This window comes from Kaustia mangrovi (assembly GCF_015482775.1).
Lineage (GTDB): Bacteria > Pseudomonadota > Alphaproteobacteria > Rhizobiales > Im1 > Kaustia > Kaustia mangrovi.
The window spans coordinates 1,699,028-1,721,985 of the sequence record NZ_CP058214.1; the positions used below are offsets into that span (position 1 = coordinate 1,699,028).

Consider the following 22,958-nt stretch of genomic DNA (forward strand, 5'->3'; position numbering starts at 1 on the left):
GCCGGCGCCTGGCGAGCCAGCCCTTGGTGACGTCCGCGCCGGTGTCGCGGGACTGTTCGGTCCGGTCTGTCATCTGGTTGTCCGCCATGGGTCTCAGTCTCCTCCGCCCTGCTGCCAGCGCCGGCGCTGGAGGCCGAAATAGCTGAACATGATCGCCGCGAGCAGGAAGGGGATCATCGCCACCGCGATGGCCGCGCCCTCGCCGAGCTGCCCGCCCGGGATCGCCCGCTGGAAGCTCAGGGTCGCCATGAGGTGGGTGGCGTTGAGCGGCCCGCCGCGGGTCAGGACGTAGATGAGCTGGAAATCGGTGAAGGTGAACAGCACGGAGAAGGTCATCACCACCGCGATGATCGGGGTGAGCATCGGGAAGGTGATGAACCGGAAGCGCTGCCACGGGCTCGCCCCGTCGATCACCGCCGCCTCGTAGAGCGATTGCGGGATCGTCTGCAGGCCGGCGAGCAGCGTGATCGCGACGAACGGTATGCCGCGCCAGACATTGGCCGCGATGACGCTGGCGCGCGCCATGTCCGGGTCGCCGAGGAAATTGATGTAGTGGTCGATCACGCCGAGCTGGATCAGCGTCCAGGAGATGATCGAGAACTGGCTGTCATAGATCCACCAGAAGGCGATGGCCGACAGCACCGTCGGCACGATCCAGGGAAGCAGGACGATGGCCCTGAGAAACGCCTTGAACGGCAGGTGGTTGTTGAGCAGGAGCGCCAGCCACAGCCCCAGCCCGAATTTCACGATGCTCGCCACCACCGTGTAGAGGAAGGTGTTGAAGACCGACAGCCAGAACACGCTGTCGTCGAACAGGAACTCGTAGTTCTCCAGCCCGATGAAGACGCCGGCGCGGCCGATGCGCGTGTCGGTCAGGCCGAGCCACACGCCGAGCCCCAGCGGATAGGCGAGCAGCAGGATCAGCACCGTCGCCGCGGGCAGCATGAAGAGCACGCCGAGAAAGGTCCGGTTCTGGCCGAGCCGCGCCGCAAGCCCGACGCTGTCTGCCTGAGCCCCGGTCCCCTGTGTCGCCGTCTGAAGCGCCATCGTCCATCCTCGTCTTGCCGGCGCGCCCCGGATTGGGCGGGCCGCGCCGGCGTTTGTCCCCGGTCCGGGCTCAGACCCTGTAGTAGCGTTCCGCCCGCTTGGCGGCGCGTTCGGCCGCCTCCTTCGGCGTGCGGTCGCCCGAGGCGGCCTCGGCGAACATGTTGACCACGATGTAATCCGCCATCGCGGCCGCCGAGGCATAGCCGAGATCGCCCGAATAGCCGTTCCACAGCATGTTCTTCACGCAGTCGCGATAGGGCGTGTTCTTGGGATCGTCGGTCCACACCGGGTTCGACGCATAGGCGTCCAGCGGATGGGAGATGTAGCCCTGGGCGGCCTGCTGCCAGGGCTCATACTGCTCCTTCTCCCACATGAAGCGGAGATATTCCTTCGCCGCATTGGGATATTTCGTGTAACCGAACACCATGGCCTGGGTGAACAGATGGAGCTCGGTGGGATGGCCCACGGGCCCGATCGGCATGTTCACGTGGTTGATGTCCTTGGCGATCTCCTTCATGGCCGGGTCGTCGGAGTGGCTGGCCGCGTAGTAGACGGAGATCCCGTTGATGGTCGCGCCCACATCGCCCGCGAGGAACGCCTTGTTGTTGTTGGGGTCGAGCCAGGACAGCGTGCCGGGGATGAAGTTCTCATAGAGCTCCTTCACATATTCCAGCGCGTTGACCGTCTCCTGGCTGTTGAGCACCACATTGTTGTCCTCGTCGACCATCTTGCCGCCGAAGCCCCACAGAATGGTGTGGGTCCAGCCATTGCCGTCGCCGACCGCATTGCCGAGCGCGAGCCCCATGGGATGGCCGTTGGCCTTGAGCTTCTTCGCGCAGTCGAGCACTTCCTGATAGTCGGTCGGGAAGGTCTCGTAGCCGGCCTCCTGCACCCAGCTCTGGCGGTAGACCGTGCAGGCGCCCGAGGCGCCGAGCGGCAGGCCGATCCACTCGCCGCCGCGCATGCCGTAGCGCTGGGCCGCGTCGTACCAGCCGCCATACTTGCCGCCGAGATATTCCGCCAGATCGGTCACGGGCACCAGCTTGTCGGGATACTGATGCGGGTCGTCGAACCAGCCGACGATGATGTCGGGCCCGGAGCCGACATTGGCCGCCACGGCCGCCTTCGGCCTGACATCCTCCCACGACTCGCTGTCGACGCGGACGGGAACGCCGGTCATCTCGGTGAACTTCTTGGTGTTCTCCATCCACAGGCGCTCGTCGCCCTCAACGAAGCGCCGCCATCTCAGAACCCGGAGCTCCGCCCCCTCCTCGGGCTCGAAGCTCAGCGTGTTCTGCGCCTGCGCGGAGCCCATGCCGATCAGCCGGGATCCCGCAAGGCCGGCGGTGACCGCCGCACCCGATTTCAGAAGATCGCGTCTCGTAAAGCCCATTGTTTCCTCCCAGGTTTATAGCGCCGGTTGTCCGGCGGTTCTCGCCCTTTTGCGGGCGATATTGCTGCGCGCCCGGCTACAGGCGCCCGCCCGTTCGGGCGTCGAAGACATGCGCGGTCGCCAGCCGCGGCTCGAGCCGGATCTCCTCGCCCGGCGCGAAAGTGTGGCGTTCGTCGAACATGGCGCAGATATCGGTGCCCGCCATCCGGCAGAAGACGAGCGTGTCCGCCCCCGTCGGCTCGATGACGACGACCTCCGCGGCGATCCCCTGGCCATCGGCGGCGATGTCGAGATGCTCCGGGCGCATGCCATAGACCACGGCCTGCCCGGTCTCCCCCGTCACGTCCTTCGGCGCGGGAATGCGCGTGTCGTCGCCGGCGACCACGAACACCGCGTCGCCGTCGCGCTCGAGCCGGCCCTCGATGAAGTTCATCGCCGGCGAGCCGATGAAGCCCGCCACGAACATGTTGGCCGGCCGATCGTAGAGTTCCAGCGGCGCCCCGATCTGCTCCACATAGCCGTCCTGCATGACCACGATCCGGTCGGCCATGGTCATGGCCTCCACCTGGTCGTGGGTTACATAGACCGAGGTCGTCTTCAGCCGCTGGTGCAGCGCCTTGATCTCGGTGCGCATCTGCACGCGCAGCTTGGCGTCGAGATTGGAGAGCGGCTCGTCGAACAGGAACACCTGCGGGTCGCGCACGATGGCGCGCCCCATGGCCACGCGCTGGCGCTGGCCGCCGGAAAGCTGGCGGGGATAGCGGGCGAGATAGTCCTGGAGCCCGAGAATGTCGGCCGCGCCGTTGACGCGCTCGTCGATCTTCGCCTTGTCGACGCCCGCGAGCTTCAGCGAGAACGACATGTTGTCGTAGACCGTCATGTGCGGATAGAGCGCGTAATTCTGGAACACCATCGCGATGTCGCGCTGCTTGGGCGGCACGCGATTGACGATGCGCCCGCCGATGGAGATGTCGCCGCTGGTGATCTCCTCCAGCCCGGCGACCATTCTCAGCAATGTGGACTTGCCGCAGCCGGACGGCCCCACCAGCACGACGAACTCGCCATCGCCGATGCCGATGTCTATGCCGTGGAGAACCTCGTGCACGCCGAAGCGCTTGATGACGCCTGCAATGTCGACCGATGCCATTATGCCCGTACTCCGATCACGCCGACCGGCGCACAAGGCGCCCTGAAAGACTGGTATGACGGATCGATAGCGACGATTGCAGGACACACCTGCAGCACGGCTGCGGCTTCATGCAGTCTCCTCCCGTTTGATGGCGGACCCTTCTGGGCGGGCCCGTCCGCTCCGCTGCCCGGTCTCGACGACTCTTGTGGCAAGGCTTGTTGCAAACGAGATTATGAACGCTTCCGATAAGCGTCCAATAACATTTGACGGCCAATCAATTCCTGTTCGTTATCGCAACAGGACAGAATCGCGCCGCACCGCCCGTCCGGAATGCGGACCGGGAGGCCCGGGCGCACGCGTCGCGGTGCTGTCCCGTCAGGCGTCGGCCGGCGCCGGTCTCAGCGGCAGAACGAGCCGCGACGGGTGCGTTTTCCCGCGCCCGACCGACAGGAGCGGCGGGCGGCCATGCGGGGTGTGCTCGAAGTGATCGGCGTCCGCCCCGGCGATCGACAGGCGGATCCGGCTGCCCGCGTGGAACATCCACGATGTGGGAAGGAAGGCGAAGCGGAAGAGCTCCATCCGGCCGGGCTCGAGCGGTCGGGCATCCTCGCGGGTGAAGGAGCGATAGGGCCAGCTCGTGCGATGATGGGCCGGCGCCGGCCGTTCCCGGCGATGCAGTGCACGCAGCACGCCCTCGGTGACGTAGCGCACCGTCCCGTCTTCCTCGACGTCGGACAGATAGACATGCAGCGCGGCATCCGGCTCGCTCGATGACAGCCACAGCTTCACGACCGCATGGCCGGTGAGCTCGGCATCGCCGGCAAGCGGCTGCGAGGTGTAGTTCAGCATGGCCGCGTCGCGCCCCTGCCAGTCGGTATAGTAGTCGCGGGTGTCGAGCCCGGCGATGCGTTCATAGCGCGTGCGATGCCCGGTCCCGAGGCTGAAATCGGTCTGGTAGGCGTCGACGCCATCCTCCTGCTCCGTCTCCGCCAGGACGCCGTCGCCGAGATGGAAGATGGCCGTCTCCTCGAAGGGCGGCCACTGCTTCGCGGAGCGCCAGCGCTCGTCGTTCATCGTGAAATAGTGGACGCGGTTCTCTGCCCCGGCCCCCGTGTCGCGCCCCATCAGGTGCTCGTCGAAGAAGCGCAGCACCGCGCCCAGAAGCGCGAACTGCGAGTCCGCGGTTTCCCTGCGCGGAGAGACATTGACGCGCGCGCCGTGGTCCCAGGGCCCGAGCAACAGCTCGCCCGGATTGCCGTCGAGCGTCAGGAAGCGCGAGATCGAGCCGTTCGCGTAGCCCGCGCCGTCCATCCAGCCGGAGACGGAGAGCACGGCGACATCCGGCGCGATCCCGTCGCGGTAGCGATAGGGGCTGAAGGCCGCGGAGGTGAAGTCCGGATCGTATGGCAGGGCATCGTCCTTGAACCGGAACTCGGTGATGAAGCTCGGCATGCGGAAATTGGCGAGATGCTCGGCGACGGCGGCACGGGCGAGCGAGCCGTCCGCGTCCTCGTCCACCGGCTGGGGGCCATCGAGCCCCGGATCGCGGAAATAGGCGAACTGGGCAAGGAGGTCCCGCCGGTCGTGATCGAGCGCGACCATCAGCTCGTCATAGGTCTTCGCGAGCTGGTTGAGCAGCAGGCCGCCCGGATAATAGTGATCGGAATAGGTGTCCCAGACGGCGAAGAGCGGCGCGATGGCCTTCACCGCGGGATGGCCCGTGCTCGCCAGGAAATCGCAGGCCGCGCCGAGATAGGACACCCCCGTCGCCCCGATGGCGCCGTCCGACCAGTCCTGGGCGACGATCCAGTCCGCGATCTCGCGGTAGTCCTCCCGTTCGCGCGGCGAACGGAAGCTGTCGCGCGTGCCGAAGCTCGCGCCCGTGCCGCGCACATCGACGACGACAAGCGCATAGCCGCGCGGAACGAAGAAATCGCGGTACTTGCCCGCATTGGGGCTCGGCTCCGTGCCCTCCGCGCCGGGCTTCAGCCTGAACCGCCGGTAATAGGGGGTGAACAGCACGATGGCCGGAACGGGCCGCGGCCCGTTCCGGCCATCGGCGGCTTCGGGAAGGTAGACATCGACCGCGAGTCGGCATCCGTCCGACATGGTCACGTAGCGCGACGACGGCGCCTCGGGAAGCCGGCAGGCGACCTCGCGCCGCGCCACATAGTCGGCGGGCGCCAGTCGCCAAGCCGTGCTCGCCCTGTCACTGTCCGACATTCGCTTAAACTCCCCCTCGAACCCCGCAAGCCGGGGCAGAGTTAGGCCACAGCACGCACGGCCCGTCAACGGCACGGTCTGCCCCTTGCGGATGCGGCGATGTTTGCGAAATGGCCGTGTCCCATTATTCTCCTTGCCCGACACGATCTCCCGAGGGGCATGGCATCCCGCGATGCCGGCAGGCACACCCGCCCCATGACGGCAGACAGACGGAGGAAACATGACGCCACGATTCGAAGGCCGCGCCGCCATTGTGACCGGAGGAGCCTCGGGCATCGGCTACGAGACCGCCCGGCGCCTCACCGAGGAGGGCGCCAATGTCGCCATCTGGGATCTCGACGACGCGAAGGTGGCGGACGCCGCCGGCGCCATCGGCGGCAGGACGGACGGCGTCGCCATCGACATCACCGACCACGAGGCGGTGGAGGCGGCCACGCGGCGCGCCATCGACATGTTCGGGCAGATCGACATCCTCGTCTGCTCGGCCGGCATCACCGGGCCCAACCTCACCACATGGGACTATCCGGTGGAGGACTGGGCGCAAGTCTTCGACGTCAATGTCCACGGGCTGTTCTACTGCAACCGCGCGGTCGCCCCGCACATGATGCACCGGAAATACGGCCGGATCGTCAATATCGCCTCGATCGCCGGCAAGGAGGGCAATCCCAACGCCCCGGCCTATTCGGCCTCCAAGGCGGCCGTGATCGCGCTGACGAAATCGCTCGGCAAGGAGCTCGCGCGCACCGGCGTCACCGTCAACGCCATCACCCCGGCCGCGGTGAAGACGGCGATGTTCTCCCAGATGACCCAGCAGCATATCGACTACATGCTCTCCAAGATCCCCATGAACCGGTTCGGCACGGTGGAGGAGAACGCCGCCCTGATCTGCTGGCTGGCCAGCGAGGAATGCTCCTTCTCCACCGGCTCCGTCTTCGACATATCGGGCGGCCGGGCGACCTACTAGCCCCGGCACTCCATCGGATGCTTGCCGCACATGGCAGGCTCCGCATGGATGCCCGGAACGAACCCGGGCATGACGGGAAGAGAGACCTGGACCGCTCCCGAGACTGCCGAGCGCAAGGCAACACCCCCTGGGCTCCCGCCTTCGCGGGAGCGAGCGGGGGAGCGCTGGCGCTGGCCCTTCCCCTTGCTCCGTTTCCCTCCCCGTCATCCCCGCGAAAGCGGGGATCCAGAGTGTCGGGCCAAGGGGTGCGGCCCGCGAGGCCTCGCCCCCATGGAACGCCCCGCCCTACACCGTCACCGACATGGTCACGATACCGTCCTCGGCGCTTTCCGCCGTGCGCGTGAAGCCCAGCTCGTGGGTCATCTGCAGCATGGCCCTGTTGCTCTTCAGGATATCGCCGAACACGCTCGCGATGCCCTTCTTCCGGGCATAGGCCAGAAGCTCCGACATCATCGCATAGCCAAGCCCCTGCCCCTTGAGGTCGGAGCGCACGATGATGGCGTATTCGGCGGCCTCGTTGTCGGGGTCGGCGGCAAGGCGGGCGATGCCGCAGATCTCGTCGGCCGGTTCGCCGTCGGCGCCGACGGGCTGGGCGACGAAGACCATCTCGCGGTCATAGTCGATCTGCGTCATGCGCGCGGCGAAGGCATGGGTGAAGACCCCGATGGAGGCGAAGAAGCGCATCCTGATATCCTCCAGCGAACAGCGCTTCAGCATCTCCACCGCCCGGGCCTCGTCCTCGGGGCGCACGGGTCTCAGCAGATAGTCCGTCCCGCCGCGCGTCGCGATCGTGCGGGCGAGATCGTGCGGATAGGGCGCGATGGCAAAGCGCCGCGTCCCCTCGCGCTCCGGCGCCTTCACCACGACGCGCGCGTCGAGCGCGACGACGCCCTTCTCGTCGGCGAGCAGCGGATTGATGTCGAGTTCGACGACCTCCGGCAGGTCGGCGGCAAGGTCTGCGAGGCGGATGAGGGTATGCTCGATGGCCGCCCGGTCGGCCGCTGGCCTGTCGCGGTACCCCGCCAGGAGGCGTGAGATCCGCGTGCGGGCGATCATGTCGCTGGCCAGCACGGAGTTGAGCGGCGGAAAGCCGATGGCGCGGTCGCCGATGACCTCCACCGCCGTGCCGCCCTGGCCGAAGAGCACGATGGGCCCGAAGACCGGGTCGCTGGCGAGCCCGGCGATCAGCTCGACCGCGCCCGGCCGGCGCACCATTTCCTGCACGGTGAAACCGGTCAGCCTCGCCTGCGGGCTGTTGCCGGCCACGACCTTGAGCATGTGCCGTGCCTGCTCGCCGACCGCCTCCGGCGTCTCCAGGTCGAGCGCCACGCCGCCGACATCGGACTTGTGGGTGATGTCGGGCGACAGGATCTTCAGCGCGACCGGCGCCCCAATGGCGCGCGCGGCCTCCTCCGCCTCCTGCGGGCTGGCGACGATATGGGTTGCCACCGTGGAGATGCCGTAGGCGCGCAGGAGCGCCTTGGCCTCCGGCTCGTTGAGCGTGTCGCGCCCCTCGCCGAGCACGTCGGAGACGATCTTGCGCGCCGCCTCCAGATCCGGCCTCGTCGACGCCCGCTCGTCCGGCGTCTCCATGAGGAGGGCCTGGTTGCGCCGGTAATGGACGAGATGGGAATAGGCGCGCACCGCCTCCTCCGGCGTCTCGAAGGTCGGGATGTTGTGGGCGGCGAATGTCCGGCGCGCATCCGCGGCGGCGCCGTCTCCGAGCCAGGCGGTGATCGCCGCCACGTCGGGATGCTCCTTGAGGGTCTCCACGACGGCCTGGCCGGCCTCGCGGCTGTCGGCCACCGCCGTCGGGCAGTTGAGCACCAGAAGCGCGCCCTTGCGGTGGCTGCCGACGAGCCCCTCCAGGGCTGCGGTATAGCGTGCGCCGGGCGCGTCGCCGAGAATGTCGACCGGGTTGCCCCGCGACCAGGCGTCGGGAAGGACGGCGTTCAGCCGCTCGACCTCCTCCTCCGTCAGCGCGGGGAGATCGATCCCCTGCTCGGCCGCCATGTCGGCCGCCAGCACGCCGACGCCGCCGCCATTGGTCACGATGGTGAGGTCCTCGCCCCGGGGCTTGAGCCCCGCACCGAGGATCGCGATGGCCTCGAACAGCTCGCCGAGCTCCTTCACGCGCAGAAGCCCCGCGCGGGCGAACGCCGCATCGTAGACTGCATCGGCCCCGGCCAGCGCCCCCGTATGAGACAGCGCCGCCTTGGCGCCGGCCGCCGAACGGCCGACCTTGACGACGACCACCGGCTTGGTGCGCGAGGCCATGCGCGCCGCGCTCATGAACTTGCGCGCATGGGCAATGGATTCGACATAGAGCACGATGGAGCGCGTCTGCGGGTCGAGCGCCAGATAGTCGAGCAGGTCGCCGAAATCGACATCCGACTTGTCGCCGAGGGAGACGAGGTGGGAGAAGCCGATGCCGCGCGAGCGGGCCCAGTCCAGCACCGCGATGGCGACGGCGCCGGACTGGCTCAGAAAGGCGATGTCCCCCGGCTTCGCGCCGACATGGGCGAAGGTCGCGTTGATGCCTTTGTGCGGCGACATGATGCCGAGGCAGTTCGGCCCGAGGATGCGCATGAGATGCGGGCGCGCGGCGTTGAGCATCTCCTGCCTGAGCGCCCGGCCCTCCGCGCGCTCGCCCTCGCCGAAGCCCGCTGTGATAACCACCGCCGCGCGGCAGCCGCGCTCGCCGAGCTCCTTCACCACGCCCGGCACCGTCGCCGGCGGCGTGGCGATAATGGCGAGGTCGGGCGTCTCCGGCAGCTCCGCGATGGAGCGGAAGTTGCGCACCGAGTGGATCGCCTCCTCCTTCGGGTTGACCGGGAGCACCGCCCCCTCGAACCCGCCCTCGAAGAGGTTGCGAGCGAGCACCGACCCGACCGACCTGGCGCGGTTGCTGGCCCCGATCAAGGCAATGGTCTTCGGCTTGAACAGGGCGTCGAAATTGCGGATGGACATGGGCGGCTCGTTCCCCGGATCGACCTGCACCCGGATGGGTCCACCTGAGTGCAGAAAGGTCGATCGTTCTCAAAGTGTCAGAGCAACTCATCTGCGTCCGGCCGGACGCAGGTTGCTCCAGGTTGGCGACCCGACCCTATCGGAGACATGCGAACGGGCCTTGAGACAGGTCAATTGAGGCGTGCAACCCGGCCATCCTCACGCAAGCGCCCTCAAGCGTAAAGGGCGTCCGGAACGAGCACGATCTTGCCGACATATCCCTTTGCGAGAAACACCTCCTGCGCCGTCACGATCTCGCTCAGCGGATAGGTTTCCGCAACCAGCGGGCGGACCTCGCCGCGCTCGATATAGCCGACGAGATTGGCGAAGACCTCGCGCTCCAGCACCGCGCAGCCATGGAGCGAGAGGTCCTTCAGATAGAGCGTTCGGATATCCATCTCCACCAGCGGCCCGCCGATCGCGCCGGCAACGGCATAGCGCCCGCCGCGCCTGAGGATCGTGGGCACATGCGGCCAGACAGGGCCACCGACGAGATCGACGACCACGTCGACGCTCTCCGGCCCGAGCACGCCCGCGAGATCGGCATCGCGCTCGAACAGCCGGGCCGCCCCGAGCGCGCGGACGGCATCCGCCTTCGCCCGCCCGGTCACGGCCAGAACCTCCGCGCCGCGCCGTGCGGCGAGCTGGACCGCGGCGGACCCCACGCCGCCGGACGCGCCCGTCACGAGCACGCGCTCGCCCGCCTGGAGACCGGCACGCGTGAGCATGTTCTCCGCCGTCGACCAGGCGCAGGGGAAGGAGGCGAGCTCGACATCGCTCAAGGGGCTGTCGATCCTGTAGGCATGGACGGCCGGCACGGCCACGTAGTCGGCGAACCCGCCATCGCATTCAGACCCCAGGAACCAGCAGCGATAGGGCGCCCAGCCGACCGGCTCGCGAAGGCACGGCTCCACCAGCACGCGCTCGCCGATGCGCTCCCGCGCGACGCCCTCGCCGACCGCCTCGATCCGGCCGCACACATCGATGCCCTGGATGCGCGGAAAGCTCAAGGCGGAGCCCGCCCAGCTCGCATCCCCGTCATCCGCGCCGGAGAAGCCGGCCGCGCCGCCCTCCCCGGTGGTTCCCTCCGTCACGGCCTTGGAGTACCAGGCGATGCGCGTATTGATGTCGGTATTGTTGATCGCCGACGCGCCGACGCGGACCAGCACCTCGCCCGCGCGCGGCTCGGGAACCGCCACGTCGGTGCGGACCTTGAGCCTGTCGAGCCCGCCATGGCCCGTGAGCAGGACCGCCTGCATGGTGTCGGGATGGCTCATGCCTTCTCTCCCTGCCGTGTCTTGAGAAAACCGTCGATCTCCGCCGCGACGGCGTCCGGCGCGTCCTCCATGACGAAATGGCCGGCATCGGGGATGGCTGTCAGCCCGGCGCCAGTGTCGGCGGACAGCCGCCGCGCCCAGTCCAGCGGCTGCCAGTCGTCCTGCGCGCCCCAGACGATGCGCACAGGCATGGCCAGCCGGCCGAGCTCCGGCGTGATCTCTTGCGTATAGCGGCTGTCGTAATGGGCGACCTGGTGGCGGAAGAACGAGGTCTGCCCGAGATCCCCGCGGAGGGGCCGGAGATAGGCCTCGAGCACATTGCCGCTCATGCGCGCCTTGTCGTGAACCGTCATGCGGAGCTGGCGCGTCAGCAGCGCCTCGAACTCGTCCTGAGGGATCGACGCCCCGCCATTGGGATAGGTCTCGATGATCTTCCGCCAGGTCGGCGAGGGCCAGGAATCGTAGCACGGTGCGTCGATGACGGTCAGGCTGCGCACGCGCCGTGGCTCGTGGACCGCGAGGCGCAGGCCGATGGAGCCGCCGAGGTCGTGGCCGACGATGTCGGCCTCCTCCAGCCCCCAGCTATCCAGCAGCCGGACAAGGAGCGTCTCCTGCGCGGCGACCGACGTATCCGCGTCGAGCGGGCGTTCCGAGGCGCCGTAGCCCAAGAGATCGAAGAGGTGGACGCTGCGGCCCGAGGCGACGAGTCGCGGCACGATCTCGCGCCAGATGACACTGTGGGACGGTGTCCCGTGGATCAGCACCACCGGCTCGCCCGCACCGTGCACGCCGCAGGCGATGCGATGGCCGCCGATGATCCGGTTGTCGTTCAGAAGGGTTGGCATGGCTTCGCTCCTCACATGGTTCGGCCGGAACCATGGCGGGGCTGGACACAGAAAGAAAACGAGTTATCCTCGCCCTCACCAGAAAGATTTGTCATGAGTAATTCCATGCGCCTCGAAATCCCCCATTTGCGGGCCTTCGTCACGGTGGCGCGGCTTGGCAGCTTCACGCGCGCCGCCGAACGGCTCAATCTCACCCAGTCGGCGATCAGCTGGCAGGTCAGGCGGCTGGAGGAGCGCGTCGGCCACCTCCTGCTCGACCGCGCCCATGACGGTATCCGCCCCACCGCGCACGGGCGCGACCTCCTGGGCGATGCCGAACATATTCTCGCAACCCACGACCGGGCGGTCGACAAGCTGCGCCGCTCCGACCTGGAGGGCCGCGTGCGCTTCGGCTGCGCGGAGGACCTCATCGCGGAACGGCTCGCTGCCGTTCTCAGCCGGTTCCGCCGGCTTCATCCAGGCGTGCGCCTTGAGGTGGTGGTCGATGCGAGCGCCACCCTAAAGGACCGCGTGGAGGCGAGGGACCTCGACACGGCCATCATCCAGCAGCCCTCTGGCGAGACCTGCGGGCGCCATCTCTGGAGCGAGCAGGCGCTCTGGGTGCGCGGCCCCGGAACGGCCATCGACATGTCGGCGCCCCTGCCGCTGGTCACCTTCGGGTCGGCCTGCATCTATCGGGCGGCGGCCAGCGCTGCACTGGCACGGGCGGGCCTGTCCTGGTTCCCCGTGCTCGAATGCTTCTCCATAGCCGGCGTCCGCACCGCCATCGCCGCCGGCATCGGACTCGGCGTCCTCGCCGGGCGCCATCTCGATTCGAGCATCGAGGCCATTGCGCAGGACGGCCCGCTGCCGCGCCTGCCGGAGAACGACTTCGTGCTCACCGGCCCGGAGCCGGAGGCCGGCACCCCGCTCGCCATCCTCACCGAACTCATGCTGGAAGAGTTGACACAGCCCGGCCAGCCGGCTGAAGTCGCCGCCTGACACCGTTTCAGGAGGAAGACCGGGATGGCAGACAGCCGCGAGACAGCCGGCCTGTTCGTGCGCCGCGTCCGGCCGGCGGATCGCGCGGTCTGGGAGCCGATGTGGGCGGACTACGTCTCCGCCGTCGACTCAGACCCCGGCGCGGTGGCGACGGAGGCGACATGGCGCCGCCTGAACGATCCCGACAGCGCCATTGTCGGCTGGATCGGCGGGCGCGCAGACGGCCCGGCGGAAGGCTTCGTCAACTGCGTGCTCCATCCCAACACCTTCAGCGACCGCCCGGTCTGCTATCTGGAAGACCTCTATGTGGCGCCCGCCGCGCGCGGCAGCGGGCTCGCCGCCCTGCTCATCGACACGGTGATCGAGACCGGTTGCCGAGAGGGCTGGGCGCGCGTCTACTGGCACACGATGGAGGACAACTACCGGGCCCGCTCGCTCTATGACCGCTACGGGCGGCACACCGGCTATGTCCGCTATCAGGTCATTCCCGGCGACCGCGCCTGACTTGCTGAGTTTCCCGGGCCTCCCGAGCGTCCTTACCCTCCCGGGCGTCCTTGCCCTTCGGGGCCGGCTTGTCCTCCTCGTCGTCGAGGATCCGGGCGGCGGAGCCCTCCAGGTCGTCGAACTGGCCGGACCGCAGCGCCCAGATGAAGGCGGCAAGCCCGATTGCGCCGAGGAACAGCGCGACGGGTATGAGCACCAGGAGCATGTTCATGCCGCGCGCCTTTGCGAGGCCTCGTCGACCGCGGGCCGGCCGGCCCGGCTGCCGGCGCCCTGCCCGGCGAGCCCGCCCGCGCCGAACCGCAGCCTGAGCGCATTCGCGGTCACCACGAGCGAGGACGACGACATGGCCACCGCCGCCACCAGCGGCGAGGCATGGCCCAGAACCGCGATCGGCACCGCGATCAGATTGTAGAGCACCGCCAGCGCGAAATTCTCGTGCACCACGCGCAGCGCCCGCCGCGCCATATCGCGTGCGGCAAGCACCGGGGCAAGCGACAGGCCGGTAAAGACGAGATCGGCGGCAGTGCGCCCGATATCGGAAGCCGAGGCCGGCGCCATGGAGGCATGGCCCGCCGCGAGCGCCGGCGCGTCGTTGATGCCGTCGCCGACCATCAGCACCTTGCGGCCCGCCGCCGCGAGCGACTGCACATAGGCGACCTTGTCCTGCGGCGTCCAGCGCGCCTTGTACTGTGCGACACCGAGCCGCCGGGCGACGGCCCTGACGGCGGAGGGACGGTCGCCGGACAGGATCTCGATCCGGTGGCCTTCCGCCTTCAGCGCCTCGACGACGGGGCCGGCATCCGGGCGCATGGCGTCCTCGAAGGTGAAGACCGTCGCCGGGTGCCCGCCGATCCTCAGGCAGAGCTCCAGCCGGCCGTCCTCGCCGTCATCCCTGTCCCCGTCGCCATCCTCCAGCCCGCACCACAGCCGGCTGCCGAGGCGCACCGTCTCGCCGTGCCACTGCGCGGTCAGCCCGGCGCCGGCATGTTCCTCCACGCCCGCGACGTCGGCGGGCCGGATGCCGCGCGACTGTGCGGCCTCGAACAGCGCGACCGACAGGGGATGCCGGCTCATGCGGGCGAGCCCCGCCGCCACCGCCAGGCCGCTCGCGTCGACGGCGGCCGGCCCGACGAGCTCCGGCTGGCCGAGCGTCAGCGTTCCGGTCTTGTCGAACACCACCGTGTCGACGGCGGCGAGCCGCTCCAGCGCCGCGCCGTCCTTCACCATCACGCCATTACGGAACAGCACGCCGGAGGCGACCACCTGCACGACAGGCACCGCGAGCCCCAGCGCGCACGGACAGGTGATGATGAGCACCGAGATCGCCACGAAGAGCGCAGTATGCCAGTCGCCACCCGTGGCCGCGAGCCAGCCGAGGAAGGTGAGCCCGGCGACGATGTGCACGAGCGGGGCATAGAGGGCCGCCGCGCGGTCGGCGATGCGCACATAGCGCGTCTTGCCGGTCTCCGCGGCCTCCATGAGCCGGATGACCTCCGCAAGGAAGGTGCTCTCGCCGGCGGCGGAGACGCGGATGAGCACAGGCCCCGTGAGGTTGAGGACGCCCGCATGCACCGTGTCGCCGGCGGCGACCTCCTCCGGCATGGTCTCGCCCGTGACGAGCGATCGGTCGAGGCTGGTCGCCCCCTCCACGATCTCGCCGTCGGCCGGCACGCGCTGGCCGGCCGCGACCGCGACCGTCATGCCGGGCTGGAGCCTGGAGGCGGGCATGAAGCTCTGGGAACCGTCCGCCGCCACGACGGTGGCGCCGGTCGCGTTGAGCGCCATGAGCTGGGCAACCGCGGAGCGCGCCCGCGCGCGCATCATGTGGTCGAGATAGCGCCCGACGAGCAGGAAGAAGAGCAGCGTGACGGAGGCGTCGAAATAGGCCTCCTCGCCACGCACGATGGTCTCGTGCAGGCTCATGCCGGCAGCCAGGATCACCGCCAGCGAGATCGGCACGTCCATGTTGAGCCGGCCGTGGCGCAGGGCCGCAACTGCGGAGCGGTAGAAGGGCCGGCCCGCGAAGATGACCGTCGGCAGGGCGATCAGCGCGGAGATCCAGTGGAAGAGATCGCGCGTCGCGTCCTCCGCCCCCGACCAGACGGAGACCGACAGCAGCATGATGTTGCCCGCCGCGAACCCCGCCACGGCGAGCGCGCGCAGGAGCTCCGTCTTCTGGGCGTCCTCGTTCGCCGCCCCCAGCATGTCGGGATCGAAGGGCTGGACCTGATAGCCGAGCGCGGCGATGCACTCGACGATCGTCTCGGCATCCGTCTCGTCCGCGCGCCATTCGACCGCGACGCGCCGCGTCGACAGGTTGACCCGGCCAAGCGTGACCCCCGGCAGCGCGGCGAGCGCCTTCTCGATGCGGCCGATGCAGCCCGCGCAGTGAATGCCCGGCACGAGCAGATCCAGATGCCGCACCCCGTCGCCCGCGTCGCGCACCCACTGGTCGAGCGCGTCCGGCCCCTGAAGGGCCGCGGTGGCGACATCGCCGGCAAGCGGGCTGCCGCAGCAGGTCATCGGGTCACTCCTCGACGAGGATGCGGAAGATCTTGCGATAGGTCCGCCCGCCGGCGTCGCGCGCCGTCACCTCCACGCCCCATTGCCCGGGTTCCAGCGCGAGCGCGGAGCGGTAGCGCCCGCCGGCCTCGGCCAGCGTCACGCTGCGCGCCCCGTCCTCATGGGTCGGGCGGCTCACCTGCGCCTCGACGGCAAGGCCCGCAATCGGCTGGCCGGACTTGCCCGTCATGTCGAGCACGAGCGCGCCGTCCTCGTAGCCGACGGCGCTCGTCCAGCCCAGCGCCCTCTGCGCACGCGCCGCCTTCAGCGCATCGTTGAAATGCTGGCTCGCCACATAGCTGTTCTTCACCACCAGGCCCGTCCAGCTCCGGTTCGCGAAGACCGCGAGCGCCAGGTTCACCGAGATGATGACGCCAAAGAAGACACAGACGATGCCCAGCATGTGCCAACCGGTGAACCGTCTCTCAATTGCGCGTCCCATGGGCCTCGTCCCGATCCGTCTCGCCGTCGTGCCCTATCGTTCGGGCGCGTAGAAGATGGCGCTGTAGGTGCTCTGCTCGTCGCTGTCGGTGTCGCGCACGATGAAGCGGAAATCCTCCCGCTCGCCGGTCACGGCGTCCTTCGGCTGGTGCACGTAGATCCTGAGCTGGCGCAGCTTGTCGGGCTCGACCTCGATGCGCGCAACCTCCTGCGTCAGGGTCTCCGCGCCGGCCGCCTCGACCTGCATGAAGGCGCCGTCGAGCCCGTCCAGGCTGACGGTGAAGACGCGCGGGCGCGCCTGCATGTTGAGGATCTTGACCGTGTAGCCATTGCGGATCGAGCCGTCCGACAGCGTCACATGGAGCGGGTTGCGGTCGTGGAGGACATTCACGTCGAGCCGGTCGCGCATGCCTAAATGGATCAGCATGGCGATGCCGGCAAGCGACCACAGCGCCAGATAGACCATGGTGCGCGGGCGCACGAAGGACCGCCATGTGGTCTTCACCGTCTCGCCCGCCGCCCGGCGGCTGTATTCGCTGAAGGTCGAGTACGAGATAAGCCCGCGCGCCCGGCCGATCTTGTCCATCACCCCGTTGCAGGCGTCGATGCACAGCGCGCAGGTGATGCATTCGAGCTGCTGGCCCTCGCGGATGTCGATGCCCATGGGGCAAACCGCCACGCACTGGTTGCAGTCGATGCAGTCGCCCACGGCGCGTTCGTCCGCATTCGCCTTCTTGGACAGCTTGCCGCGCGGCTCGCCACGCCAGTCATTGTAGGTGACGGTCAGCGAGTCCTCGTCGAGCATCGCCGCCTGGATACGAGGCCACGGGCACATATAGGTGCAGACCTGCTCGCGCATGAAGCCCGCGAGCACATAGGTCGTCGCGGTCAGGACGGCGACCGTCGAATAGGCGACGAAGGGCGCCTCCCCCTCGACGAAGTTCAGCGCCAGCGTCGGCGCGTCGGCGAAATAGAAGATCCACGCGCCGCCGGTCGCCATGGCGATGAGAAGCCAGATGGCATGCTTGGTGACGAACTTGCGCGCCTTGTCGAAGCTCCATGACGCCTTGTCGAGCTTGATGCGCTGGTTGCGGTCGCCCTCCACCCAGCGCTCGACCACCAGGAAGAGATCCACCCACACGGTCTGCGGGCAGGTATAGCCGCACCAGGCGCGCCCGACCGTTGAGGTGATCAGGAACAGCCCGACGCCCGCCATGATCAGCAGCCCGGCGATATAATAGAATTCCTGCGGCCAGATCTCGACGAAGAAGAAGTAGAACCGGCGATTGGCGAGATCCACGAGAACCGCCTGATCGGGGGCATAGGGTCCCCGGTCCCAGCGCAGCCACGGCGTCAGGTAGTAGATGCCGAGCGTGATGGCCATGATCCACCACTTCAGGCTGCGGAACGTCCCGTGCGTGCGCTTCGGGAAGACCTTGACCCGTGCCTGATAGAGCTTGCGCCGTTCCTTGGAGTTGACCGCCTCGACATCCACCGTGTCGACGGCGCCCGGCTCCAGGCGATTGATGATCTCGGTCATTCGCGGACTCTCATTCCCCGCCGCCAAGTGAGTGGACGAACAGCACGAGCTGCTTGATGGTCACCGGATCGAGCCGTCCGCTCCAGGCCGGCATGACGCCATGGCGCGGCGCGTTCACCTGCGCCACGATCGAGGCCTTGTCGCCGCCATAGAGCCAGATGGCATCGTTGAGGCGCGGCGCACCGAGCTCCTGGCTGCCCTGCCCCTTGTCACCGTGGCAGACGGCGCAATTGTCAGTATACACCGCCGCGCCGGCCTGTGCCGCTGCGGCATCGTGATCCTGGCCGGACAGGGACAGGACGTACTCCGCCACGTCGTTGACCTGCGTGCGGTCGAGCATGCCGTCGCGCCCGAAGGCCGGCATCTGGGAGAGCCGCGTGTCCTCGTCCGCCTCGTAGCGAATGCCGTGGCGCACCGTGGTGTAGATGTCGTCGAGCGTCCCGCCCCACAGCCAGGAATCGTCGTTGAGGTTCGGATAGCCTTCGAAGCCCTGCGCACCCGAGCCGTGGCACTGCACGCAGTTGACCGCGAAGGCGGAACGGCCGCCGGCCACGGCGAACTGGTAGAGCTCCGGATCCTGGGCGATCTCGCCGAGCGACAGCTCGTTGATCTTCGTGAGATACTGGCTCTGCTCCTGCTCCACCCCGGCGAGCGTGGTGGTCAGGTCGGCCCGGCTCGACCAGCCGAGCACGCCCCTCGTGGCCCCGTCGACCAGCGGCCAGGCGGGATAGAGCACGGTATAGCCGATGGCCCAGATGATGGTCGCGTAGAACGTCCACAGCCACCAGCGCGGGAGCGGCGTGTTCAGTTCCTTGATGCCGTCCCACTCATGGCCGGTCGTCTCCGTCCCGGTGATCTCGTCAGTCTCGGGCTTGGCCATTCTTCGGATCCTCGTCATTGTCCTTCAGCGGGATCTGCGCGTCGCGCTCGTACTTCTTCTTCGAGCCGGGGCGGAACACGAATGCGATCACCCCGACGAAGATCACGAACAGGAAGACCAGCCCCCAGGTGTCTGCAAAATGGCGCAGTGCGTCGTAATCCATGGGCTCACCTCAGATTGGCGTCGGCCTGGAAGGAGGAGAAGTCCACCAGCGTGCCGAGCATCTGCAGATAGGCGACCAGCGCGTCCATCTCCGTGATCCGGCCGGGATCGCCGTCATAGTCGCGGACCTGGACATTGCCGTAGCGCTCCACGAGGCCGCCGACACCGTCGGAATCGGGGTTCGCCTGGGCCAGGGCGTCCTGGCGGGCCTCGGCGATCATCTCGTCGGTATAGGGCACGCCCACGGCCCGGTTGGTCTTCAGGTGATCGGCCAGGTCGTCCAGCCTGAGCGGCGTCTCCGCGAGGAAGGCGTAAGGCGGCATGACCGATTCCGGCACCAGCGAGCGCGGGCTCTTCAGGTGCTGGACGTGCCAGGCATCCGAATAGCGCCCCCCGACCCGGGCGAGATCCGGCCCCGTGCGCTTGGAGCCCCACTGGAAGGGATGGTCGTACATGCTCTCCGCGGCCAGGCTGTAATGGCCGTAGCGTTCCACCTCGTCGCGGAACGGGCGGATCATCTGGCTATGGCAGAGATAGCAGCCCTCGCGCACATAGACATTGCGTCCGGCGAGCTCGAGCGGCGTGTAGGGACGCATGCCCTCCACCTTCTCGATGGTGTTCTGCAGGTAGAAGAGCGGGGCGATCTCCACGATGCCGCCGATGGTCACGACGAAGAACGACAGGACCAGAAGCAGGGTCGCGTTCTTCTCGATCGTTGCGTGGGTAAATCTCTTGATCATCGTTCCGGTCCTGCCCCTCACTCGGCCGGCACTGCGGAGACGCGCGGGGCCCCCATGGGCGCCTCCTCGCGGACGTCGCCCCGCACCGTGCGGTAGATGTTGTAGGCCATGATCAACGCGCCGGTGAGGTAGAGAACGCCGCCGAACGCGCGGATGACATAGAAGGGATGCATGGCCGCCACGGTCTCCGCGAAGGAGTAGACGAGGAAGCCGAGGCCATCATATTCGCGCCACATGAGCCCCTGCATGATGCCGGACACCCACATCGCCGCGGCGTAGAGCACGATGCCCAGCGTCGCCAGCCAGAAGTGCCAGTTCACCAGCCTCAGCGAATAGAGCTCCTGACGCCCCCACAGCTTCGGCACGAGGTAGTAGACGGCGCCGAAGGACACCATGCCGACCCAACCGAGCGCGCCGGAATGGACGTGGCCGATGGTCCAGTCGGTGTAGTGCGACAGCGAGTTCACCGCCTTGATGGACATCATCGGACCCTCGAAGGTCGACATGCCGTAGAAGGCGACCGAGATGACCAGCAGACGCATCACCGGGTCGGTCCGGAGCTTGTCCCAGGCGCCCGACAGCGTCATGAGGCCGTTGATCATGCCGCCCCAGGAGGGCATCCACAGCATGATCGAGAACACCATGCCGAGCGTCTGCGCCCAGTCGGGCAGCGCGGTGTAGTGGAGATGGTGCGGACCGGCCCAGATATAGAGGAAGATCAGCGCCCAGAAGTGGATGATGGACAGCCGGTAGGAATAGACCGGCCGCTCCGCGCGCTTGGGCACGAAATAATACATCATGCCGAGGAAGCCGGCGGTCAGGAAGAAGCCCACCGCGTTGTGGCCGTACCACCACTGGGTCAGCGCGTCCTGCACGCCGGAGAACAGCGAATAGCTCTTCGACCCCATCAGCGAGACTGGCACGGCGAGATTGTTGATGACGTGCAGCATCGCGATGGTCACGATGAAGGAGAGGTAGAACCAGTTCGCCACGTAGATATGCGGCTCCCGGCGCTTCAGGATCGTGCCGAAGAAGACTGCGAGATAGGCGACCCAGACGAGGGTCAGCCACAGGTCGACATACCATTCCGGCTCGGCATATTCCCGGCTCTGCGTCACACCCAGCACATAGCCGGAGGCCGCCAGCACGATGAAGAGCTGGTAGCCCCAGAACACGAACCAGGCGAGATTGCCGAAGGCGAGCCGCGCCCGGCAGGTCCGCTGGACCACGTAGAAGCTGGTCGCCATCAGCGCATTGCCGCCGAAGGCGAAGATGACCGCGGAGGTGTGGACCGGCCGGAGCCTGCCGAAGGTCGTCCATGGCAGATCCAGATTGAGCAGCGGATAGGCGAGCTGGAACGCGATCAGGACGCCCATCAGGAAGCCGACGATGCCCCAGAACACCGTGGCGATGACGCCGGCGCGGATGACGCCGTCCAGATAGCGCGATTCGACGTCTTCCTTCGCCGCCGGGCGGGCCTCGGCGGAGAAGTCCACCTTGCGCAGCGTGTAGATGATCATGCCGGCCAGAGCCGCGAACACGATCCAGGCATGCGCGGCAAACAGCACATCGTGCGCCTTGGCGGCAAAGATGAGCGCAATGACCGCGGCGAGCCCCATCACGGCGATAGAGGTGATCTGCCCTGTGACTGCCATTCCAAGTCCTCTCGCATGTCGTGGCGGTGCGCTTTCGACCCCGTCGCGCACCCGCCGCCCCCGCCTCGATACTTGCCGGGGCATTCAGCAGCTTGTCTCGCAGGCCGTGTAGCTCAGCTTTGATTTGGATCAAACCTAAGGAGCACCGGACGCGTTGACGCAGGTCAATGTCGGCCCTCGCGCGCCGTGCAATGGGGTATGCCATGACCAGACAGCTCCCCCTTGCCGACCTCATTCGCAAGTATTCCGCACCCGTTCCGCGGTATACGAGCTACCCGACCGCCCCGCATTTTCACGGCGATGTCGGCCCCGAACGCTATGCGGAATGGCTGCGCGCCATCCCCGAGAGCGGCGATGTGTCGCTCTATGTGCATATCCCCTTCTGCGACACGCTATGCTGGTTCTGCGGCTGCCACACCAAGATCGTGCGCCGCTACGAGCCGGTGCTGGCCTATCTCGAACGGGTGCGCGAGGAAGCCGCCCTCGTCTCCGCCCATCTGCCGGAGGGCGCACGCCTCTCCCACATCCATTGGGGCGGCGGGTCGCCGACATTGCTCGAGGCCGACGAGATCGCCTCTGTTGCACAATCGTGCAAGAACATCCTGCCCTGCACGGACGATGCGGAATTCGCCGTCGAGATCGACCCGCGCGACCTCGACGACGAGCGCATCGCGGCGCTGGCGGAGGCCGGCGTGAACCGCGCGAGCATCGGCGTCCAGGACTTCGATCCCGAGGTCCAGCGCGCGATCAACCGCATCCAGAGCCTGGAGCTCACCGCGGCATGCGTGGGGAAGCTGCGCGGGGCCGGCATCGCGAGCATCAACATGGATCTGCTCTACGGCCTGCCCTTCCAGACGGAGGACAGCCTTGCGGAAACCCTGAGGCACGCCATCGCGATGGATCCCGACCGCATCGCGATGTTCGGCTATGCCCATGTGCCCTGGCTCAAGACCCACCAGCGGCTCATCCCGGAGGACGCCCTGCCCTCGCCGCTTGCGCGCCTGAACCAGTTCGCCATGGCCTGCGACGTGCTGGAGGCGGCCGGCTACATGCGCGTCGGCCTCGACCATTTCGCCAAGGCCGACGACCCCCTCGCCATCGCCGCGCAGGCCGGCACCCTCAACCGGAACTTCCAGGGCTACACCACCGATTCGGCGGCCAGCCTGATCGGGCTCGGCGCGTCCGCCATCGGCTCCCTGAACGAGGGCTACATCCAGAACCTCGTGCCGATCCACGACTATATGCGCAGCGTCGAGGCGGGCGAGCTGCCGGTCGCGCGCGGCATCGCGCTCAGCGAGGACGACCGCATCCGCCGCCATGTCATCCAGCGGCTGATGTCGGGCTTCGTCTTCTCCCGCTCCGAGCTGGAGCGCCATTTCGGCAGCGCCGCGCGGGCGGTGATCTCCGAGGCCACCCGCATGGAGGATTTCGAGCGCGACGGCCTCATCGCGCCGACGCCGGACGGCTTCCTCGTGACCAGGACCGGCCGGTTCTTCGTGCGCGCGGTCGCAGCCCGCTTCGACGCCTATCTCGCGCGCCGGACGGCACGCCATTCCCTGGCGGTGTAAGGCGGGCCCGGCGACCGTATGCCGTCGGGTCTCAGGCA

Annotated in this window: 18 protein-coding genes and 1 pseudogene; 4 read left to right on the forward strand and 15 right to left on the reverse strand. The window is 67.9% G+C overall.

Going from position 1 to position 22,958, the window contains the following annotated elements:
- Positions 1-93: 93 nt before the first annotated feature.
- From HW532_RS07945 to HW532_RS07960, 4 genes are all read right to left on the reverse strand, one after another.
- The gene (locus tag HW532_RS07945) at positions 94-1,047 is read right to left on the reverse strand and encodes a carbohydrate ABC transporter permease (RefSeq protein ID WP_213163870.1); all 954 of its coding nucleotides are present in this window, start codon (positions 1,045-1,047) and stop codon (positions 94-96) included.
- Between the two features lie 70 nt (positions 1,048-1,117).
- On the reverse strand, positions 1,118-2,440 hold the full coding sequence (locus HW532_RS07950) for an ABC transporter substrate-binding protein (protein ID WP_213163871.1): 1,323 nt from the start codon (positions 2,438-2,440) through the stop codon (positions 1,118-1,120).
- Between the two features lie 76 nt (positions 2,441-2,516).
- A complete protein-coding gene (locus tag HW532_RS07955) occupies positions 2,517-3,587 on the reverse strand; it encodes an ABC transporter ATP-binding protein (RefSeq protein ID WP_213163872.1) in 1,071 nt (356 codons plus the stop codon).
- A 357-nt stretch (positions 3,588-3,944) separates the two neighbouring features.
- On the reverse strand, positions 3,945-5,792 hold the full coding sequence (locus HW532_RS07960) for a CocE/NonD family hydrolase (protein ID WP_213163873.1): 1,848 nt from the start codon (positions 5,790-5,792) through the stop codon (positions 3,945-3,947).
- Between the two features lie 220 nt (positions 5,793-6,012).
- Between HW532_RS07960 and HW532_RS07965 the strand changes: the two genes are divergently transcribed.
- On the forward strand, positions 6,013-6,756 hold the full coding sequence (locus HW532_RS07965) for an SDR family NAD(P)-dependent oxidoreductase (RefSeq protein ID WP_213163874.1): 744 nt from the start codon (positions 6,013-6,015) through the stop codon (positions 6,754-6,756).
- A gap of 285 nt (positions 6,757-7,041) precedes the next feature.
- On the opposite strand, the gene HW532_RS07970 is transcribed toward HW532_RS07965, so the two are convergent.
- The 3 genes from HW532_RS07970 to HW532_RS07980 all read right to left on the reverse strand — a co-directional run bounded on the left by HW532_RS07970 (position 7,042) and on the right by HW532_RS07980 (position 11,887).
- Positions 7,042-9,726, reverse strand: coding sequence for a bifunctional acetate--CoA ligase family protein/GNAT family N-acetyltransferase (locus HW532_RS07970; protein WP_213163875.1), 2,685 nt, complete (start codon positions 9,724-9,726; stop codon positions 7,042-7,044).
- 212 nt (positions 9,727-9,938) lie between these two features.
- On the reverse strand, positions 9,939-11,042 hold the full coding sequence (locus tag HW532_RS07975; RefSeq protein WP_213163876.1) for an alcohol dehydrogenase family protein: 1,104 nt from the start codon (positions 11,040-11,042) through the stop codon (positions 9,939-9,941).
- Entirely contained in the window at positions 11,039-11,887 is an 849-nt protein-coding gene (locus tag HW532_RS07980) for an alpha/beta fold hydrolase (RefSeq protein WP_213163877.1), read from the reverse strand. Before HW532_RS07980 ends, HW532_RS07975 begins: the two co-directional genes overlap by 4 nt.
- A 93-nt stretch (positions 11,888-11,980) precedes the next feature.
- Between HW532_RS07980 and HW532_RS07985 the strand changes: the two genes are divergently transcribed.
- Both HW532_RS07985 and HW532_RS07990 read left to right on the forward strand, forming a co-directional pair.
- On the forward strand, positions 11,981-12,868 hold the full coding sequence (locus HW532_RS07985) for a LysR family transcriptional regulator (protein WP_213163878.1): 888 nt from the start codon (positions 11,981-11,983) through the stop codon (positions 12,866-12,868).
- 24 nt (positions 12,869-12,892) lie between these two features.
- Positions 12,893-13,372, forward strand: a complete 480-nt coding sequence (locus HW532_RS07990; RefSeq protein WP_213163879.1) for a GNAT family N-acetyltransferase — start codon at positions 12,893-12,895, stop codon at positions 13,370-13,372.
- A 64-nt stretch (positions 13,373-13,436) separates the two neighbouring features.
- Here the strand turns inward: HW532_RS07990 and ccoS are convergent.
- The 8 genes and pseudogenes from ccoS to ccoN all read right to left on the reverse strand — a co-directional run.
- Positions 13,437-13,583, reverse strand: a pseudogene (ccoS, locus tag HW532_RS22080) (cbb3-type cytochrome oxidase assembly protein CcoS); the annotation flags it as partial.
- Positions 13,580-15,895, reverse strand: coding sequence for a heavy metal translocating P-type ATPase (locus tag HW532_RS08000; protein ID WP_213163881.1), 2,316 nt, complete (start codon positions 15,893-15,895; stop codon positions 13,580-13,582). The pseudogene ccoS and the gene HW532_RS08000, both read right to left, overlap by 4 nt.
- Before the next feature lie 4 nt (positions 15,896-15,899).
- Positions 15,900-16,376, reverse strand: a complete 477-nt coding sequence (locus HW532_RS08005; RefSeq protein WP_213163882.1) for a FixH family protein — start codon at positions 16,374-16,376, stop codon at positions 15,900-15,902.
- A gap of 33 nt (positions 16,377-16,409) precedes the next feature.
- Positions 16,410-17,915, reverse strand: coding sequence for a cytochrome c oxidase accessory protein CcoG (gene ccoG / locus HW532_RS08010; RefSeq protein WP_213163883.1), 1,506 nt, complete (start codon positions 17,913-17,915; stop codon positions 16,410-16,412).
- A 10-nt stretch (positions 17,916-17,925) separates the two neighbouring features.
- Positions 17,926-18,795, reverse strand: a complete 870-nt coding sequence (gene ccoP, locus HW532_RS08015) for a cytochrome-c oxidase, cbb3-type subunit III (protein ID WP_213163884.1) — start codon at positions 18,793-18,795, stop codon at positions 17,926-17,928.
- Positions 18,776-18,958 carry a cbb3-type cytochrome oxidase subunit 3 gene (locus HW532_RS08020; RefSeq protein ID WP_213163885.1) on the reverse strand — a complete coding sequence of 61 codons (183 nt, stop codon included), beginning with the start codon at positions 18,956-18,958 and terminating at the stop codon, positions 18,776-18,778. The genes ccoP and HW532_RS08020 overlap by 20 nt, the downstream gene beginning before the upstream one ends.
- Before the next feature lie 4 nt (positions 18,959-18,962).
- Entirely contained in the window at positions 18,963-19,697 is a 735-nt protein-coding gene (ccoO, locus tag HW532_RS08025) for a cytochrome-c oxidase, cbb3-type subunit II (protein ID WP_213163886.1), read from the reverse strand.
- Positions 19,698-19,714: 17 nt separating this feature from the next.
- On the reverse strand, positions 19,715-21,352 hold the full coding sequence (ccoN, locus tag HW532_RS08030) for a cytochrome-c oxidase, cbb3-type subunit I (RefSeq protein WP_246479696.1): 1,638 nt from the start codon (positions 21,350-21,352) through the stop codon (positions 19,715-19,717).
- Positions 21,353-21,555: 203 nt separating this feature from the next.
- Between ccoN and hemN the strand changes: the two genes are divergently transcribed.
- The gene (hemN, locus tag HW532_RS08035; protein ID WP_213163887.1) at positions 21,556-22,920 is read left to right on the forward strand and encodes an oxygen-independent coproporphyrinogen III oxidase; all 1,365 of its coding nucleotides are present in this window, start codon (positions 21,556-21,558) and stop codon (positions 22,918-22,920) included.
- Positions 22,921-22,958 lie beyond the last annotated feature (38 nt).

Bases quoted from the DNA above. Each gene is read 5' to 3' on its own strand.
- HW532_RS07945 (WP_213163870.1), bottom strand. From the start codon at position 1,047: ATGGCGCTTCAGACGGCGACACAGGGGACCGGGGCTCAGGCAGACAGC.
- HW532_RS07950 (WP_213163871.1), bottom strand. From the start codon at position 2,440: ATGGGCTTTACGAGACGCGATCTTCTGAAATCGGGTGCGGCGGTCACC.
- HW532_RS07955 (WP_213163872.1), bottom strand. From the start codon at position 3,587: ATGGCATCGGTCGACATTGCAGGCGTCATCAAGCGCTTCGGCGTGCAC.
- HW532_RS07960 (WP_213163873.1), bottom strand. From the start codon at position 5,792: ATGTCGGACAGTGACAGGGCGAGCACGGCTTGGCGACTGGCGCCCGCC.
- HW532_RS07965 (WP_213163874.1), top strand. From the start codon at position 6,013: ATGACGCCACGATTCGAAGGCCGCGCCGCCATTGTGACCGGAGGAGCC.
- HW532_RS07970 (WP_213163875.1), bottom strand. From the start codon at position 9,726: ATGTCCATCCGCAATTTCGACGCCCTGTTCAAGCCGAAGACCATTGCC.
- HW532_RS07975 (WP_213163876.1), bottom strand. From the start codon at position 11,042: ATGAGCCATCCCGACACCATGCAGGCGGTCCTGCTCACGGGCCATGGC.
- HW532_RS07980 (WP_213163877.1), bottom strand. From the start codon at position 11,887: ATGCCAACCCTTCTGAACGACAACCGGATCATCGGCGGCCATCGCATC.
- HW532_RS07985 (WP_213163878.1), top strand. From the start codon at position 11,981: ATGAGTAATTCCATGCGCCTCGAAATCCCCCATTTGCGGGCCTTCGTC.
- HW532_RS07990 (WP_213163879.1), top strand. From the start codon at position 12,893: ATGGCAGACAGCCGCGAGACAGCCGGCCTGTTCGTGCGCCGCGTCCGG.
- HW532_RS08000 (WP_213163881.1), bottom strand. From the start codon at position 15,895: ATGACCTGCTGCGGCAGCCCGCTTGCCGGCGATGTCGCCACCGCGGCC.
- HW532_RS08005 (WP_213163882.1), bottom strand. From the start codon at position 16,376: ATGGGACGCGCAATTGAGAGACGGTTCACCGGTTGGCACATGCTGGGC.
- ccoG (WP_213163883.1), bottom strand. From the start codon at position 17,915: ATGACCGAGATCATCAATCGCCTGGAGCCGGGCGCCGTCGACACGGTG.
- ccoP (WP_213163884.1), bottom strand. From the start codon at position 18,795: ATGGCCAAGCCCGAGACTGACGAGATCACCGGGACGGAGACGACCGGC.
- HW532_RS08020 (WP_213163885.1), bottom strand. From the start codon at position 18,958: ATGGATTACGACGCACTGCGCCATTTTGCAGACACCTGGGGGCTGGTC.
- ccoO (WP_213163886.1), bottom strand. From the start codon at position 19,697: ATGATCAAGAGATTTACCCACGCAACGATCGAGAAGAACGCGACCCTG.
- ccoN (WP_246479696.1), bottom strand. From the start codon at position 21,352: ATGGCAGTCACAGGGCAGATCACCTCTATCGCCGTGATGGGGCTCGCC.
- hemN (WP_213163887.1), top strand. From the start codon at position 21,556: ATGACCAGACAGCTCCCCCTTGCCGACCTCATTCGCAAGTATTCCGCA.